The 17,491-nt window shown below is 55.9% G+C and carries 15 protein-coding genes; 3 read left to right on the top strand and 12 right to left on the bottom strand.

The annotated features are described in order from the left end of the window. Positions 1 to 52: 52 nt before the first annotated feature. The 7 genes from AC2FFH_RS16610 to hslO form a co-directional block, all read right to left on the bottom strand. Entirely contained in the window at positions 53 to 838 is a 786-nt protein-coding gene (locus AC2FFH_RS16610) for an ion transporter (protein ID WP_282170605.1), read from the bottom strand. Between the two features lie 21 nt (positions 839 to 859). After that, the gene (locus AC2FFH_RS16605; protein ID WP_496777013.1) at positions 860 to 2,083 is read right to left on the bottom strand and encodes a class I SAM-dependent RNA methyltransferase; all 1,224 of its coding nucleotides are present in this window, start codon (positions 2,081 to 2,083) and stop codon (positions 860 to 862) included. Between the two features lie 38 nt (positions 2,084 to 2,121). Continuing rightward, positions 2,122 to 3,954, bottom strand: coding sequence for an ABC transporter ATP-binding protein (locus tag AC2FFH_RS16600; protein WP_496765971.1), 1,833 nt, complete (start codon positions 3,952 to 3,954; stop codon positions 2,122 to 2,124). Further along, complete coding sequence (locus tag AC2FFH_RS16595) at positions 3,951 to 5,789, bottom strand: ABC transporter ATP-binding protein (protein ID WP_496765974.1); 1,839 nt, start codon at positions 5,787 to 5,789, stop codon at positions 3,951 to 3,953. Before AC2FFH_RS16595 ends, AC2FFH_RS16600 begins: the two co-directional genes overlap by 4 nt. Positions 5,790 to 5,979: 190 nt before the next feature. Then, entirely contained in the window at positions 5,980 to 7,134 is a 1,155-nt protein-coding gene (locus AC2FFH_RS16590; protein ID WP_496765979.1) for a CCA tRNA nucleotidyltransferase, read from the bottom strand. Beyond that, positions 7,131 to 7,736 (bottom strand): CoA pyrophosphatase, encoded by a 606-nt coding sequence (locus AC2FFH_RS16585; protein ID WP_496765981.1) that lies wholly within the window; start codon positions 7,734 to 7,736, stop codon positions 7,131 to 7,133. The genes AC2FFH_RS16590 and AC2FFH_RS16585 overlap by 4 nt, the downstream gene beginning before the upstream one ends. Next, positions 7,720 to 8,697: an Hsp33 family molecular chaperone HslO gene (hslO, locus tag AC2FFH_RS16580; RefSeq protein ID WP_496765983.1), complete on the bottom strand. Its 978-nt coding sequence runs from the start codon at positions 8,695 to 8,697 to the stop codon at positions 7,720 to 7,722. The genes AC2FFH_RS16585 and hslO overlap by 17 nt, the downstream gene beginning before the upstream one ends. A gap of 76 nt (positions 8,698 to 8,773) precedes the next feature. On the opposite strand from hslO, the gene AC2FFH_RS16575 reads away from it, so the two are divergent. Continuing rightward, positions 8,774 to 9,217, top strand: coding sequence for an NUDIX hydrolase (locus AC2FFH_RS16575; RefSeq protein ID WP_496844838.1), 444 nt, complete (start codon positions 8,774 to 8,776; stop codon positions 9,215 to 9,217). On the opposite strand, the gene AC2FFH_RS16570 is transcribed toward AC2FFH_RS16575, so the two are convergent. Beyond that, the gene (locus AC2FFH_RS16570) at positions 9,214 to 10,485 is read right to left on the bottom strand and encodes a PP2C family protein-serine/threonine phosphatase (protein WP_496844837.1); all 1,272 of its coding nucleotides are present in this window, start codon (positions 10,483 to 10,485) and stop codon (positions 9,214 to 9,216) included. The two genes, AC2FFH_RS16575 and AC2FFH_RS16570, sit on opposite strands and share 4 nt — an antisense overlap. A gap of 151 nt (positions 10,486 to 10,636) precedes the next feature. Between AC2FFH_RS16570 and AC2FFH_RS16565 the strand changes: the two genes are divergently transcribed. Beyond that, positions 10,637 to 10,960: an Hpt domain-containing protein gene (locus AC2FFH_RS16565; RefSeq protein WP_496765989.1), complete on the top strand. Its 324-nt coding sequence runs from the start codon at positions 10,637 to 10,639 to the stop codon at positions 10,958 to 10,960. A gap of 333 nt (positions 10,961 to 11,293) precedes the next feature. Here the strand turns inward: AC2FFH_RS16565 and AC2FFH_RS16560 are convergent, their stop codons facing one another. The 4 genes from AC2FFH_RS16560 to AC2FFH_RS16545 form a co-directional block, all read right to left on the bottom strand. Next, complete coding sequence (locus AC2FFH_RS16560) at positions 11,294 to 12,022, bottom strand: glycosyltransferase family protein (protein WP_496765994.1); 729 nt, start codon at positions 12,020 to 12,022, stop codon at positions 11,294 to 11,296. A gap of 161 nt (positions 12,023 to 12,183) precedes the next feature. Next, entirely contained in the window at positions 12,184 to 13,866 is a 1,683-nt protein-coding gene (locus AC2FFH_RS16555; protein WP_496844836.1) for an SAM-dependent methyltransferase, read from the bottom strand. Between the two features lie 127 nt (positions 13,867 to 13,993). Further along, complete coding sequence (gene ilvA, locus AC2FFH_RS16550) at positions 13,994 to 15,220, bottom strand: threonine ammonia-lyase IlvA (protein WP_496765997.1); 1,227 nt, start codon at positions 15,218 to 15,220, stop codon at positions 13,994 to 13,996. A 56-nt stretch (positions 15,221 to 15,276) separates the two neighbouring features. Further along, positions 15,277 to 16,008, bottom strand: a complete 732-nt coding sequence (locus AC2FFH_RS16545) for a hypothetical protein (RefSeq protein ID WP_496844835.1) — start codon at positions 16,006 to 16,008, stop codon at positions 15,277 to 15,279. 175 nt (positions 16,009 to 16,183) lie between these two features. On the opposite strand from AC2FFH_RS16545, the gene AC2FFH_RS16540 reads away from it, so the two are divergent. Then, positions 16,184 to 17,410: an argininosuccinate synthase gene (locus tag AC2FFH_RS16540; protein ID WP_496726272.1), complete on the top strand. Its 1,227-nt coding sequence runs from the start codon at positions 16,184 to 16,186 to the stop codon at positions 17,408 to 17,410. The last annotated feature ends 81 nt before the right edge of the window (positions 17,411 to 17,491 follow it).

Genomic DNA, 17,491 nt, shown 5'->3' with positions numbered 1-17,491 from the left:
ACTGCCTGCTGCTTTTTTTTCTGTATTATGCCAGAAAATGTGAAAACTGAAATCACTTTTTGATGTTTTGCTGCTCTGTCAGGCGACGCTCGATGCTTTCAAGCCGCTCTAGCACTTCGTCACGATAGGCATCGGTTTTGACTTCGTCCTCGGCATGGTGCGCATCCTGCATCGAATTCACGATCAGACCGACCAGCAGGTTTACCACCGCAAAAGTGGTCACCATGATGAACGGCACAAAGAACAGCCAAGCGTAAGGATAGATCTCCATCACCGGGCGCACGATCCCCATGGACCAGCTTTCCAGCGTCATGATCTGGAACAGCGTATAGGCTGAAAGGCCCAGATCGCCGAACCAGTCTGGGAAGGTCTGTGAGAACAGTTTGGTTGAAATCACCGCACCGATGTAAAACAGGATCGCCATAAGAAGGAACACGCTGGCCATGCCGGGCAAGGCCGAAATAAAACCCTCAACCACGCGGCGCAGGCGTGGCGCGACCGAGATAACGCGCAGCACCCGCAAAATCCGCAATGCCCGCAGCACCGAAAGGCCGGACCCACCCGGTACAAGAGCGATGCCGACAATCACAAAGTCAAAGACATTCCAGCCGTTGGTGAAAAACCTGCGCCCAGTGGCCAGAAGTTTAATCGAAATTTCAACAACGAAAATGGTCAGGCAAAGGCTGTCCAGTGTTACGATCAATGGACCTGCAACTTCCATAAGGGTGGGTGATGTCTCCATCCCCAGCAGCACGGCGTTGAAGATTATGACACCGGTAATGAACTTCCCGAAAGCTGGTGCTTCGACAAGGGTCAGCAGGCGTTGGGTGATCCCCATTCGGGTAGTCTCCTGTAAGTCTTAAGGGTTCAGGGTGAACCGTGCCGCGAGTTCGGTGTGTGACGACCATCGAAATTGGTCAACAACCTGTACCCATTCAAGGGTGTAGCCAGCATTAACAAGAATTTTCGCATCACGGGCGAAGGTCACAGGGTTGCAGGACACATAGGCAATCACCGGGCGCAGGGCCTGCGCCAGTTCGGTCACTTGCGCCTCGGCCCCGGCGCGTGGCGGGTCGATCACCACAGCATCAAAAGACTTTAGCTCATCCGGCATCAGCGGTCGCCGAAACAGGTCCCGTGCCTCGGTCGTTATCCGTTTGAGGCCCTGCGCCCTGCGCCACCCCTGATCCAGCGCTTGCGTCATCGCTGCTTCGCCCTCGACGGCGTGAACCTCAGCCCCCTCGGCTAGCGGCAAAGAGAATGTGCCGCTGCCAGCAAACAGATCCACAATGCGTTTGGAACCACACACAGCTTCGGAAACGGCCTTTAACAGAGCCTGTTCTCCGTCCTTTGTCGCCTGCAGAAACGCACCGGGCGGCGGAACAACATTTGCCTGACCAAAACGCTGAACGGGTGGCTGGCGCATGGCAATTACTTCACCATCCCAGCTGAGCCGGGCAAGACCGTGTTTCTCGGTCGCTTGTGCCAAAGCCAACTCAAGCGGGCCGTCTAGCGGTTTGCCGCCTTTGACCGCCACATCAAGCCCGGCTTCGGACAAGGTTAGCGTCACCGCCAACACGCCTTTACGGCTGCCACCCAGAATCGCCAGTGCTTCGGCCACCGGAATGGCCGCGATCAGGGCCGGGTCGAGCAAATGGCAATCCGGGATCTCGGTGATCGTGTCTGACGCGCGGCCATGGAACCCGGCCAGAGTGCCCTTTTTGGTCCGTCGTACCGCGATCGTCGCGCGACGGCGGGACCGTTCTGGTGACGTATGGATCGGGCGCATCGACGCCTCCAACCCCTGAGCGGCCAGCGCGGTGCGCACCACTTCGACCTTCCAATCCGCAACGAATCTATCTGCCGCGTGCTGCAACTGGCATCCACCACAGGATTTGTAGTGACGACACGGTGCCTTGACCCGCTGATCCGAGGGCGTCTCGACACGGATATCTGTCAGAAATTGATCCAGCAGCGTGCCGCTGACGACCTCACCCGGCAAGGTACGCGGAGCGTAAACGGGGCCATCAGCGATGCCGTCGCCTTGATGACCAAGGCGGGTAATGGTGTAGGTTTGCGTCATGAGGGCCTGATACCGGGGCTTGGCCGGCAACAAAACCCTTATTCCGCAGCCTCGGCCTGAATGAACCCGCCTGACTGACGATGCCAGAACCGGGCATATAGCCCACCCTGGTCCAACAACGCGTCATGTGTGCCGGTTTCCACGATACGCCCTTGGTCCAGGACAATAATCCGGTCCATCTCGCTGAGTGTGGACAACCGATGCGCGATAGCCAGAACCGTCTTGCCTTGCATCACCCGATGCAACGCCGTCTGAATCGAGGCCTCAACCTCGGAATCCAGCGCCGAGGTTGCCTCATCCAGCACCAATATAGGCGCATCCTTCAAAATGGCGCGCGCCAGCGCAATCCGCTGTCGCTGGCCACCGCTAAGTTTCACTCCGCGCTCGCCCAGATGTGCTTCATAGCCGGTGCGTCCGTGGGCATCCTGAAGGCTGAGGATGAATTCATGCGCCTCGGCCTTTTTGGCCGCCTCGATCATTTCCTCTTCCGAGGCGTCAGGGCGGCCGTAAAGAATATTCTCCCGCGCCGACCGATTGAACATCGCGGTTTCCTGCGTGACCATGCCGATCTGACGGCGCAAGCTGTTCTGCGTTATTCCGGATACGTCCTGACCATCTATCAAGATCGTGCCCTTTTCACCGTCGTACAGGCGCAACAGCAGCGAAACCAAGGTTGATTTCCCTGCCCCCGAAGCGCCGACAATGCCCAGTTTCTCGCCGGGGTGCACGGTCATGTTCAGGCCTGATACACCACCGACATCCCGACCATAGGCAAAGCTGACATGGTCAAAGGTGATCTGGCCTTCGGGTACGGACAACTCCGCCGCGCCCGTTTGATCCTCAACCCGTTCACGCTTGGCCAGCGTATTCATGCCGTTCTCGATCTCGCCAACATTTGCGTAAAGACCCATGAGGGTGAAACTTACCCAGCCGGTCATCTGGGCAATGCGGATGGAAATGGCACCTGCGGCCACAATGTCACCGGCTGTCGCAGACCCCGCTTGCCACAGCCACAGCGTTGCACCTATCAGCAAAACCGGCAGAACCCCGGCCAACAGCATCAAGATAAAGCGGAAACTGGCCGACAGGCTTCCGAACGCCAACATCTTTTCACGCAGATCAACCATGGAATTTCGCGCGGCGTGATCTTCGAATTCCGAATGGGCGAACAGTTTAACGGTCTTGATATTGGTGATCGTGTCGACAACTTGCCCGGACACCATCGCGCGAGCGCCTGCCCGCGCCGCTGAGCGTTTACGGATGCGCGGCAGATACCAACGGACAAGCAAGAAATACACGACCAGCCAAGCCGCAAATGGCAGCATAACCAGCGGATGAATAGACCCTAACAAAAGTAATGAGCCCGCCAGCGAGGCCAAGGCAAACACGATCGCACTGATCGTCTCGGACACCACCGACGCCATCGCGTTGGATGTTTGCATCTGCTTCTGCGCGATCCGCCCGGCAAAATCGTCGTCGAAATATGTGACCGACTGGCCCAACGTCCACCGGTTCAGCTTGGCCAGAACCAACGGCGTGATATTGGGCATGACGATATAGTTGTTGGTCAGCGACGAAAGTCCGAACAGTGCCGGGCGCAGTAGCATGAAAAACGCAACGACCCCAAGGATCATCCAGACGTTGTTGGCGGTCAGAAAGTTCTCAGGCCCGCTTGTGGTTGCTGCGTCAATGACCAGGCCCAGCATCCACGCAGTGCCCGCCTCCATCGCACCCGCGGTAGCCGAGAAAAACGCTGCAACGAAGATCATTGGCCATGCGCCGGACAGGCACCAGCGAATGAACGCCCCCAGCATTTGCGGCGGGGGCGTTTCGGTGTTCTTGAACGGGTTTATGAGGTCGGCAATCCTCATTCAGCGGCCTCCGGATTCAGGAAGCCCCCAGATTGCCGTGCCCAGAACTGCGCGTAAAGCCCACCTTGCGCCAACAGTTCGGAATGGCCGCCTTCTTCGACGATCCGACCGCCATCCATGACCAGAATACGGTCCATCTGCGCGATGGTGCTCAGCCGGTGGGCAATTGCGATCACGGTTTTACCTTGCATCATGCCGTAAAGAGTTTCCTGAATTGACGCTTCGACCTCGGAATCTAGAGCGGATGTCGCCTCGTCCAACAGCAAGATTGGTGCATCTTTCAGGATCACCCGCGCCAGTGTTACGCGCTGCCGCTGACCGCCAGACAGCTTCACGCCCCGCTCACCCACATGCGCGTCGTAGCCGGTGCGCCCCTCGGGATCTTGCAGATCAAGAATGAACTCATGGGCTTCGGCCTGCTTGGCGGCAGCAATCATCTGCTCTTCTGTGGCTTCGGGACGGCCATAGAGGATGTTGTCGCGCACCGAACGATGCAGCAGAGCGCTGTCCTGTTGAACCATACCGATATGGCTGCGCAAACTGTCCTGCGTGACGCTGGCGATATCTTGATCGTCAATCAGGATCGCGCCCTGTTCAACGTCGTAAAACCGCAAAAGCAGCTTAACTAGGGTCGATTTCCCCGCACCAGACCGCCCGATTAGGCCAATCTTTTCGCCTGGATGGAGGGTCAGATTGATGTGATCCAGCCCACCGGTTTTACGGCCATAATGGTGCGACAGATCGCGAATTTCGATCTGGCCCTTGTTCAGCTGCAAGGACTTAGCGTCCGGCATATCCAGCAGGTCAACGGGCTGGGCAATTGTTTGCATGCCCTCTGCCACGACACCAAGCTGGCGGAAGAAGCTGGTCAACGCCCACATGATCCATCCAGTCATCGCGTTCAGTCGCAGGGTCAAGGCAGTCGCCGCCGCAACGACACCCACAGATGCGCTCCCTTGCATCCAAAGGGAAATGGCCCAACCAACCACGCCGACGATCAGCAAACCGTTCAGAGCGACCAGTACCGCATCCATTATGGTGAAAATCCGCATTTCGACCTGAAAGGTACGACGCGTTTCTTCAATGGCTTCGCGGGCATAGTCCAACTCTTGTTCGTTATGGGCGAACATCTTGACCGAATGGATGTTGGTATAGCTGTCCACCACCCGACCCGTCACAGCCGAGCGCGCATCGGACGCAGCCTGCGAAGCCGGACCGACCCTTTTCACCGTCCAGCGCACCAGAATGGCGTAAAGCGCAAACCAGATCAGCAGCGGCAACAGCAACCGTGGATCCGCCGCCATCAACAGGATCGCCGCGCCAATCAGATAGGCGATCGAAAATGAGATGGCGTCAAACACCTGAAACACGGCCTCGCCTGCGGCAGGTGGCGTCTGCATGATCCGATTGGCAATGCGTCCGGCAAAGTCATTTTCGAACCACCCCACCGATTGTCGCAGAACATGTTTGTGGGCACGCCAGCGGATCAGGGTGCCAAAGTTCGGCAGGATCGTGTTGTTTAACAACAGCACATCCACGACATGCAGCATCGGGCGCAGCAGCAGCACAAACGCCGCGACCAGGATAAATTCGGTGCCGTGGTTCTGCCAGACCTCGGCCGGAGAGCCCGACAGCAGGTCAACCACTCGGCCCATGTAGTAAATCAGGCCAACTTCAACTGCCGCAACAACGACAGAGATTAAACCAGCCCAGAAGAACACCCGCATGAACGGCTGCGAGTAGTCCAGCATGAATGGCCACAACCGCGTCGGCGGCGTGTCGGTTTCTTTGTAGGCAATAAAAGGGTCAACGAGGTTTTCGAAATAGCGAAACATGGAGGGTGCTCCGGTTGAGCAAAAAGTAAGTCATGCGAAGAAAGATGGCGTCAGAACACCACCCTTACGGGTCAAAGTGTTCCAGCCTTAGCTGTCCCAGATCCCGTAATACATTCGCATCCCTCCATTCATGTGACAGGGGCAAGTAACCATAAACTTATTTGCTTGTCATCCCCTTTTGAGACTTCCTTCATTCACCCAGCAGGTCTTCGCGACGCAGCGTGAAGCCCGAAGCAATCCACTGCGCCTCAAGCTCAGCCAGTTTCTTGCCCAGCGCAGGGCCGGTGAATTCAGGGATCAGATCGGTTGCCTTGATTGGAAAGATCGCAGCGGCACCTGCGTGAAGATCGCGTTTGATAGTGTCTGACCAGGGCTGTTCCAGAAAGGCACAGCGCAAAAGCGATTCATGCAGCCCGTCTGTTTCACCGTACCGAAATCCCAATTCGGCAAAGCTGGCCGGGCTGGATGCCTCATCCCGCATACGGGTCAGGCGCTGCAATTGTGCACGACTCAGACGCAACGATTTCGCGACCTCGGGTGGCGCAATGGCCGCCAGTCGCCGCACCGGTTCCGGATCGGCGCCAGCCTGCTGTTCCAACGCGATCAACGGTGCCAATGCACGATCATCTGCGCCCGGCAATAGCTGCACCATAACTCCGGCACTGCGCATCGCGGCAACGGAGGGCGCGGGATCAGGTGCCCCCAACAGTTTCAATAGCTCGGCCCCCACGCGTTCGCGGGATAATCCCGCCAGACCATCCAGGTTGGACGCAATGGCCGCCAGAGCGTCGGGATCAAACCCAGCCTCGGCATCCCCATACCAGGCGTGAAAGCGGAAATAGCGTAGCGACCGCAGGTAATCCTCACGAATTCGGTTCGCAGCAGTGCCGATAAACCGGACGCGACGCGCCTTCAGATCAGGCAAGCCATTCAAAGGGTCCAGAACGATACCGTCAGGCCTCGCGTAGATCGCATTCATCGTGAAATCGCGACGTGCGGCATCCTCTTCGACTTTGTCTGAAAAAGCGACGACGGCGCGCCGGCCATCCGTTTCAACATCACGGCGAAAGGTAGTGATCTCATGCGGGATACCCTGGCTAACCACGGTGATTGTGCCGTGATCAATCCCGGTGGGAATGGCCTTAAGCCCTGCTTTCTGCGCCAGCTCGACCACTTTTTCAGGCCGCGCGTCGGTGGCGATGTCGATATCTGATACCGGAGATCCTAATAGCGCGTTGCGCACGCATCCGCCGACAAACAGAGCCTGGAAACCGGCATCGGTCAGGGCGGCGCAGAACCTTTGCGTTGCAGGTTCGGACACCCAGTCTTCTATGATGTGTGTCATTCGTTAATCCGTGCTGCCAATCCCCGCAAAATTCGGGCGGTTGCACCCCAGATGTAGTAGGGGCCGAAAGGTACCGTGAAATAATACCGCCTTTGTCCGCGCCAGCGACGCGATTCAACGATATAATTCGCGGGGTTGAGCACATGTGCAAGCGGAACCGGAAACACTTCTGCCACTTCGCCCGGTTCCGGTACCGGTTGGAAGGGTTCCCGCAGGATCGCCACCACAGGTGTGACCGTGAAGGAGGTCACCGTTTCATGTGTCGGTAAGTGGCCAAGAATTTCCGGCAACTCCTGTGGCAGCCCGATTTCTTCCTGGGCTTCGCGCAAAGCGGTGGCGGTTACATCCGCATCGCCTTTATCCTGTTTGCCACCCGGAAAAGCAATCTGACCGGGGTGATGTTTAAGAGCCGAAGATCGTTTTGTAAGGATCAGGCGGGGCACACCACCCACCAGTGAAATCGGAACCAAAACTCCGGCGGGACGGAGTTTACGACCTTCGGGAAGAACAAAATCAGGGTTCAGGTCGAAATCGCTTGAACCTTCGCCGGGGCGGCGCAAGGCCGCCCGCAGCTGATCAGTTGGATCAGGCGTTGTCCGCATCAAAACCAACCGTGGAAGGATCAAGCACGTAATGCGCACCGCAGAACTGGCAATCGGCGGTCACGTCACCCTCGGGCGTAGTCATCTTCTCGATGTCCTTAGCCGAATAAATCGACAGACTTTGCCGCACACGATCTTCGGAACATGTGCACCCAAATTGCACCGACTGCGCATCGTAGACCCGCGGCTGTTCCTCATGAAACAGACGGATCAACAAATCCGTCGGTGCAATTGACGGGCCGATCAGCTCCAGGTCATCAACCGTGTCCAACAACACGTTGACGCGACCCCAGTTTTCGCCTTCTTCACCATCAACAAGATCATTTGCAGTCAGGATGTTCCCTTCGCCCTCACCGGAGGCCACAAAAGGCGAGGCTTTGGGCATGTGCTGCAACATGACCCCACCTGCACGCCAATGTTCGCCAACGCCCGGCTCGGTCGATTTGCCAAAGCTCAGCGAAAACCGCGTCGGTAACTGCTCCGACTGGGCGAAATATGCCTCGGCACAAGCGCTAAGCGATCCACCGTCCAGGGGTGTGATGCCTTGATAAGGTTGGGTTCCCTCACCCTGATCAATCATGATGGCAAAATACCCCTCGCCCACCTGATCGAACGGCGCACCATCGGTCAGGCGATCACGGTCAAAGCTGGCATAGGCGCGAATGCGGGCCGGCTCCCCCTCATGCTGAGGCGCATAATAGTCGGTCGCAATCATGCGCACCGGACCTTTGGATTGAACCTGCAGCGACAGCTTCCAGCGCAGCGCAACAGTCTGGCCGATCAATGCGGTCAGCAGGGCCATCTCGGCCACCAGCGCCTCGACCTTTTCGGGATAGTCATGCTGGCTCAGGATGCCATCAAGCACACCATCCAGACGGGCCACACGGCCGCGGATATCCGATACATCGAGTTGAAAGGGCAGGACGGTATCGTCCCACGCGATTTTTGTTCCAAGAGACATGGGGTTTCCTTACACGCCACAGGTTGGCATACCGCCAGCATATAGGTCGAACTATTCGGGTTTTAAGGGGCCATACATGATCAGACGGTTTGGTGAAACCCCTCAAGCTGGGCGAACATATACACGCCGGGTGGGTGTTTATGCATTGCTGCCCCGAGGTCGAAGCCTTTTACTGACCTGTCAGACAGAACCCGGGCCCGATCTGCAATTGCCCGGCGGCGGAATTGATCCGGGCGAATCACCCATCACAGCCCTGCACCGAGAAGTGTTCGAAGAAACCGGCTGGTTGATCGCGTCGCCCCGCCGCATCGGCGCTTTTCGTCGGTTCACTTATATGCCCGAATACGATTTGTGGGCCGAAAAGCTGTGCCATATCTATCGCGCGCGTCCCATCCAGCGCATGGGTCCACCGTCTGAGCCGTTCCATGAAGCCATGTGGATGGACACCGCCGATGCGGTCCAATTGCTGGGCAATGACGGAGATCGCCACTTTGCCGCGCTGCATGAAAAGCGGCTTTAGTGACCGTTGTATTCAAAGAAAACAGCCGAAACATCATCATCCATACCCCGGCCAGGTGCCATCGCCTGTGTCAGCCGCCAGAACATATCGTCAAGGAACTCCGTTCCGTTTCGATCGGGCCCGCAATCCAGCGCCATCTGTCGTAAGCCATCCTCGTCCAGCAGGCCACCGTCGGCGAGACTGCATTCTGTGAACCCATCGGAATAAAGCAGTAGCCGGTCGCCGGGTTGCATGTAGGATTCGGTCCGCTGAAAGGTGACGTCCGGCAGCAATCCGATAGGCAACCCGCCCTCGCCCAGAAATTCAGTTCTGCCGTCCTGACATAGCAACAGCGGATGAGGGTGCCCGGCCTGCACCATTTTCACATGCCCATTGCGCAGGTCTACGATGGCATAGACCATTGTGAAATACTCTTCGATTCCCGTATCCGCCATCAGCCGCGAGTTCAGGGTTTCGGCAACTTCTTCCGGCGGCAGCAGAGCATAAAACTTGTCGAAACGCCGCGCCATCGCCACGTTCTGATCAAAATGATTGCTGGACAGATAGCCCCCCAAACGCGCGGTCATCATCGCAGATGTGATGCCGTGCCCGGACACATCGATACTGTAAAACCCAAGCCTGTTCACACCCGGAGAGAACATCCCCACCAGATCGCCGCCGATATGGCCGCAGGGTTTCAGCAACATGCTGACTCGGGACTTACCGAATTCGCGCGTCAATTCGGGCACTAGCGATTCCTGTATCTTGCGTGCCTGGATCAGATCCTTGTCGATCGCGTCATGGGCGACGCGCAGCTCCTCAAGCGCGGATTCGATCATCTGATTTTTCTTGGACAATTCGCGCTGCATATCCAAAATACGCGCACCAGCTGATATACGCGCGCGCAGCTCATCTGCCTCAAGCGGTTTGATCAGAAAATCATCCGCGCCGGCATCCAGACCGCGCGCCACCTCTTGCTTTTCGCTTTTGGACGTCAGCAGGATGAAATAGCTATACTGCCTGTTGTCCAAGGCGCGGAACGCCTTGCAGAAATCCAGCCCGCTCATCCCCGGCATTACCCAATCGCTGAGGACAAGATCCGGCGGGTCCGTTGCGCACATTTCAATCGCAACATCACCACTATCGGCCTCAAGCACGTCAAATCCCCATTTCTTGAGCGATGCGACCAGAATACGACGCTGCAGGCGGCTGTCATCGACGACAAGCACCTTTTGGATCACACCAAAATCCAGATCTGATCCACTGTCTGCCTGACTGACCCTTGTCACCTTAACCCTCTGCCCAGCGGCTCTTATCAGAATAGGAAGACCCTATCGCGCCGCAGTTTAACAATGGGTGAAAGCCGAAGTTCATTCCGCTTAACCTGCTCTTTACCGGTTCTGCGGTACCAAATCCCCTGGCAGACAAAGCGAGGATGGCATGATCAACTGCTCCAGGGTCCGGCAACTAAGGGACGAGGTTGGCGCCAGCGAATTTGAAGAGGTGGTGAACATCTTTCTTGATGAGGTGAACGAAGCCCTTACCCGGCTTCGGAACGACACCGCCCGCACAGAGTTTGAACAAAACCTGCATTTCGTAAAAGGCAGCGCACTGAGCCTTGGGTTCGAAGCTTTGGCCAAGCTGTGTCAGGATGGGGAACGACAATCGGCGCAAGGGAACAGCCAGGTGGTCGACCTTGCCAATATCCTCAGTGTATTCGAACGCTCTGCCAGTGAATTCAAGACTGGGTTGGGCGATCTTTAACGCCCAAGGCCATTTTCGGAACATTCAGGCGCAAGATTTTCAGGGCAAACCCGTCCAAAGAAGGGGATTTCTTGAAGCTGAACTCCAATCCTCAATCCTGAGTGAAATACCCAACGCCCATCTTTTTCAGGATCCGCAGCGCGCCCTGTCGGCACAACTCCACGCCGTCCTTCATACCGCAGTCCTCTGCATGTGTGTCCTAGTTGGCGCGAACCGTGGCGTTCATTCCTGCGCGCGACTGTTCATTTTCTGCCGGGTATTAATACTTTGATCAGTGTCGAACAAAGAAAGAAACCCAGCTGAAGGTTTTCAAATAATGCATGTCAGTTCCGGTTAGGGTTTCTGCGGTAACCCTAGGCTAGCAGCGATAGTTTTTGCCGCCGCCAGAAAACTGTACTCCTGCACAACATAGTGCGCGAAGTCTGCGCGCTTGCGGCGTTTCGCAGCCGATTCCGTTTTTGCCTGTGTGATTAAGTCCGCCAGCGGTAAATCATCATCAAACATATAAATAAATTCCTCGAACCCATCAGGCAGGCCTTTTATTCTATCTGAAATCAGCGGGACTGCGCAGGCAAGCACATCGAAGACCCGGTTGGAAATCAGACCATTCTCACGCATCGGGGGGCGGTGATCGTTCAGGACGACGCCCGCAGATCGATATAGTTGACCCAACTGGAGGTTCGGAACGCTTGCAGCACGAAGGCGATCCGAGGTTAATTTCCTGTCCCACCTGTCTCCGTAGACTTCGACAGGCAATGCCTCGGTTAATGCTTTTTGAATGACCGGCCGAACTTCCCATCTTCGGTAATTGTTTCCGACAAACAGCGTAGGACCACCATAGTCACGCTCGCCCGGGTAGAAAATGCGATGATCCGTTGCCTGAAAAAGAACGGAATCCTGAGGGCGAGTTTTGATTCCCTCGAAAAAGAGACGCGATGCAAAGAAGTTGGCTGTATGATTGTCGGCCTCTTTTGAAACCTCGCCCTGAATCATCTCGCTGATTAGCCAACTGGCAGAGCCCTGTTTTGCTTCATACGGATACTTCAACTTACCGCGAATCAAAACGGCCGCTTCGTCGGCGTCAGATTTTGATGACCACTCGTTGTGGTCATCTACCCGCGCAGGAAGACCAATGTCGGAAAATGCGTCAGCAAGGCTGTGTGCATATATTTTTTCCCCCCAACTGTGCTGCTTGCCTTCTTGATAGGGTGATTTTACAGCAATCAGGACTGGGTCAGTTCTGCGCGATGTAGAGGATCTTTTTTTTTTGCCGGGGCAGATTTGACGGCACGCATGAAAGAACGCTCAAGCTGTGTGAAACGATCATATTCGTCATTCGTCAGCGTCAAACCAATGCCTTCCAAAACCATTCTTGCGGTGCCAAAAATTCTTGCTTGATTGTATGAAATCTTGGGCGATCCATGCATCATGACCTGCCTGACACCGCGCGCGATCACCCACCCCAATGGAATGTCTTGTTCTGCCCGCCATTCGACATCAATTTGCTTTAGCCCGCTGGGGGTTCTGATGAAATTGAATGGTGTAGCGTCGACATAAGAACCGTCGATGGTCCAGTCTTCACTTGAGTTGCTGTCCGCTGCTTGCGTGCACTGGGCTTTCAGATGCTCTGCCCAAGGCACAAAACTCTGCCAAAGACGGACGGGACGTGGGGTTCGGTGCATCTGGCGGATAATCTGGCCACCCTCACTGACGCCTGAAACGTATGGCGCGGAAGAGGTGTCGTGACAAATGGTGTAGGGGCCGACGTCAATTCTCCTGTCCGGCTCTGAGATTGCTGTCGTTTTTTGAACGGATATCTGACCTCTGCGGGGCACAAATGCGGTCTCGCAGGTAAATGCCAGGTGCCGTTTTCCGATGTTATGCGTGAACGCAAGTTTCGTGGCGTGTTTGAATTTCCGAGAGCTTGCAACGATCAGAAACGAGTTGGCGAACTCACCAAGAAGCCCGGCCTTGTTCAGAGTAGAGATGGCAAGACCGTCTGTGAATGCTGGCTCCCACTTTCGGCTGTAGTCGCGTGAGCGGGTGCCCAGAAGCAGATCAGAGGAATTGAAGCCAGGAGCAATAAGGCCGGCCTCGGTAAGCAAAGTCTCACAAACTTTGTAATCTGGAAAAGCGTATTGGAATTCTTGATGTTCAAAACCTTTGTCAGACAGTAGGTTCGCTATTTCCCGCTTACTGAATGTTTCAGCTGAGCCCCCATCATACAAATCGTGGATTCCGTAGTAAGGGCTTCCCACGTGATCTTCTGACGCCCCGTTCCAGTACTTCAAACCAAGCTTGTTCTCGATCGCGATGACCATTTTACCGCCGGGCTTTAGGTGCCGCTTGGCCACTTCCAAATAAGAACCGAACGGGTCATTCTGGTCACCAAACAACGGCGCATACTCCAGCACGCCAATAAAGAGGACCCAATCGAATTTTTTGTCGGACTGAAACTTGGTGAAATTGTCGACATAAAACTCGGCGTTCGGCAGGTCTTCGCATCGTTTTGATGCGGTTCGTGCACGCGAGACCGTTCCTTCGACGGATGTTAGATCCACGCCCTGCTCTGCCAGATACCTGGAAATGGCACCACAACCGCAACCTAGTTCCAGTACCGACTGGTTTTTCTTGAAGTCCAAGCCTTTCAGAACAAAGTGGCGCTTGGCCGAGAAATGGTATTCGGAAGCCCAATCCGTGATCAATGCGTCGATCTCGGATGAATTTACGGATCGGTCCTTACAGCTTGATACACCATTAAAGAGTCTATCCTCCTTCGCGACACCATCCGAATAGAGGATGTCTGCGGAATCGTTGCGAACCCAAATGTTGTGTTCGGCATCTTGTACGTATGTCATTTTGATCAAGCTATCTGAGGGTGTTGGTGGCTGCACACTATCCGGCAACCGGAGTTGTCTCTAGAGGGAATTTGGACAGAAGCGTTCCCATTCGGTTGACCTGCACCCACGCTGCCAAGCGAACGACGACACCACAATCCGGCCCGTGATCCAGCCGCCGTGGCGTTTGCGCCCGTCAGATCACGAACTGCGCCAGCGTTTCGTCTTCGGTAATGTCGGTATAGGTAAAGCCCGCATCATCAAGATGCGCGAACAGGCGCACAAAATTCTCAGGCTTTCGCGTTTCGATCCCGATCAGGACAGATCCGAAATTGCGGGCCGATTTTTTCATGTACTCAAAGCGGGCAATATCGTCCTCAGGACCTAGAATGCCCAGAAATTCCTTCAACGCGCCTGGACGTTGTGGCAGGCGGAGGATGAAGTATTTTTTGACGCCCGAATACCTCTGCGCCCGTTCCTTAACCTCGGGCAAGCGTTCGAAATCGAAATTGCCGCCCGAGGTGACGCACACCACGGTCTTACCACGAATGAAACTTTGCACGTCACCGACGGCTTCGACCGCCAGAGCACCCGCAGGTTCCAGTACGATGCCCTCGACGTTCAGCATTTCGATCATGGTGGTACAGATGCGATCTTCGGACAGCACGAGAACGTCAGACAGGTGGCGGGATTTCAACAGCTCAAATGGCTTTTCCCCAATCCGACCCACGGCCGCACCGTCGACAAACGTGTCCACGTGATCAAGAGCCACCGGATGACCCGCCGCCAATGCAGCACGCAGACAGGCGCCACCCGCCGGCTCCACAAATAGACAATGGGTGCGATCCCCGAACCACGTGGCCACGCCAGACGACATGCCACCACCACCCACTGGCAAGATGACATGATCGGGAACCTGTCCAAGCTGTTCCTCAATCTCAACCGCTAAGGAAGCCTGCCCTTCGATCACATCTTCATCGTCGAACGGCGACAGGAAATATCCACCTTGCTGGGCACACCAGTCCTGCGCCGCAGACAGAGTATCGTCAAAATAGTCTCCGGTCAGGTGGATCTCGATATTGTCGCCGCCGAAAATCCGGGTCTTCTGGATTTTCTGCTGCGGCGTCGTCACCGGCATAAAGATCACCCCCTTCACACCCAGATGCTTGCACATATAGGCTACACCCTGCGCGTGATTGCCCGCGCTGGCACAGACGAACAGGTCCTGCCCCTGCTGCTTGCGCATGGCATTGAATGCGCCACGGATCTTGTAGGACCGCACCGGGCTTAGGTCTTCGCGCTTGAGCCAGATGTCCGCACCGTAGCGGTCGGACAGATGGGCATTCCGTTGCAGCGGCGTCGCTGGAAACACAGAGCGCATCGCCTGTTCGGCAGCGCGGGCGCGGGTCACGAAATCACACATGACCCGTTCAGTGGCCTATCCCGACCAAAAGGGCAAGGAATACATATGTGTACGGCTCACGAGAGCTGGCGTCTTTCGATAAAGACGCCGTAGATCGTGGTCAGGATGCTGACATTGATCAATGGGACAACCAGCATGCTGGCAAACAACACGATCAGGACGCCGACTACCGGAACAAAGAGCAACAGCGACGCCAGCAGTTGAAGCAACAACTGGAGGAGAATGGATAAAATGACCAGAAGCACAATTGCACCGTTGGCACCCGAAGTTGCCTGCCAAGCCTCAGAAAGTTTTAGTGGTTTTCCGATGGCTGCGCCGGGCAAAATAGGGGATGCCCGATAAAACCCGATGGTGAGAAAGATTACCAAAGCCACCCAGACCAAAATTCCCAACGCTGCTGAAGCTTGCGCCATCATACCCATGATCAGCACCGCCGGTATCATGATTACAAAAGCTATGAGGCAAAGCATGAGAAGACGCCCGAAATAGGCGAGAACTCGGTCGAACCGGAAAGGTGGAACCAACCCGGTCGGGTATTCTTCAAGCAGAACAAACCGGTGCCACGACACGACAATCCAGAGCATAACCCCAAAGATAACCACCACTAAACACAACAGAAACCCCGCGAAGGAAACCGCTGTTACGCCTTCAGGGAAGCCGTTCGTTTCACTGTCGAATTCTTCAAAAGGGATGCCGAACAGAAAAAACAATCCGATGACCAGAAGCCCGCCGATGAGCGCAGGCACAACTGAAATCTGCAGCGCTTGTTTAAGGTTCCTTAGAACCATCTTCACCGAATGCACCAAAATCTCTAGTCCCAACACAAAAACCGCCCTCTCAACCAATCCTTGTTCTCTATCCGACCGTTTCACCCCAATTCCGGGCCTGCGTCAATCCACACAGCTTGCCCCCGCGTCCAAAACCCGCTAGGGGCCAGTCGTTCTACGCATAAAGGGAAGTCAGATGTCCGCGCCCAAGAAAGTTGTTCTGGCCTATTCCGGTGGCCTTGATACCTCGATCATTCTGAAATGGCTGCAGACCGAGTATGGCTGTGAGGTTGTGACCTTCACCGCCGATCTGGGTCAAGGTGAGGAACTGGAACCCGCCCGCCAAAAGGCCGAGCTGCTGGGGATCAAGCCCGAAAACATCTATATCGAAGACATTCGCGAAGAGTTTGTCCGCGACTTTGTCTTCCCGATGTTCCGCGCCAATGCGCAATACGAAGGTCTTTACCTGCTGGGCACCTCAATCGCGCGTCCGCTAATCTCGAAACGTCTGGTTGAGATTGCCGAGGCAACCGGTGCCGATGCCGTCGCCCACGGCGCGACAGGCAAGGGCAACGATCAGGTGCGCTTTGAACTGGCGGCCTATGCGCTGAACCCCGACATCAAGGTGATCGCGCCTTGGCGTGAGTGGGATCTGACCAGCCGGACCAAACTGCTGGAGTTTGCCGAGGCGAACCAGATCCCGATTGCCAAGGACAAACGTGGCGAGGCGCCCTTCTCGGTCGATGCCAACCTGCTGCACACCTCGTCCGAAGGTAAGGTTCTGGAAGACCCCGCCGATATGGCGCCCGATTACGTCTATCAGCGCACCGTCCACCCCGAGGATGCGCCGAATGAACCCGAATTCATCGAGATCGGCTTTGAAAAAGGCGACGCGGTCAGCATAAATGGCGAGGCGATGAGCCCCGCGACCATCCTGACCAAGCTGAACGAATACGGCGGCAAGCACGGCATTGGGCGTCTTGACCTGGTCGAAGGCCGGTTTGTGGGCATGAAGTCGCGTGGCATCTACGAAACGCCCGGCGGCACCGTCCTGCTGGAAGCACATCGTGGTATCGAATCCATCACCATGGACCGTGGCGCAATGCACCTGAAGGACCAGTTGATGCCGCAATATGCGGAGCTGATCTATAATGGCTTCTGGTACTCGCCTGAGCGTGAGATGTTGCAGGCTGCAATCGACAAGTCGCAGGAACACGTCACCGGCACCGTCCGCGTGAAACTTTACAAAGGTTTGGCTTCAACCGTTGGTCGCTGGTCGGATCACTCGCTTTACTCCGAGGAACACGTGACCTTTGAAGACGATGCCGGGGCATACGATCAGAAAGACGCAGCCGGATTTATCCAGTTGAACGCGTTGCGTCTGAAACTGCTGGCCTCGCGCGAGAAGCGTCTGTCCAAGTAATTTTTGCCATCGCTGCAACGACGAACCCGGTGCCCGAAAGGATGCCGGGTTTTTCTTTGTCTTCGCTGACAAGTCAGTTCC

The sequence above is a fragment of the Ruegeria sp. YTSC003 genome, from assembly GCF_059609785.1.
The sequence above is the reverse complement of the archived record's forward strand: the minus strand, read 5'-3'. Positions and strand labels throughout refer to the sequence as shown.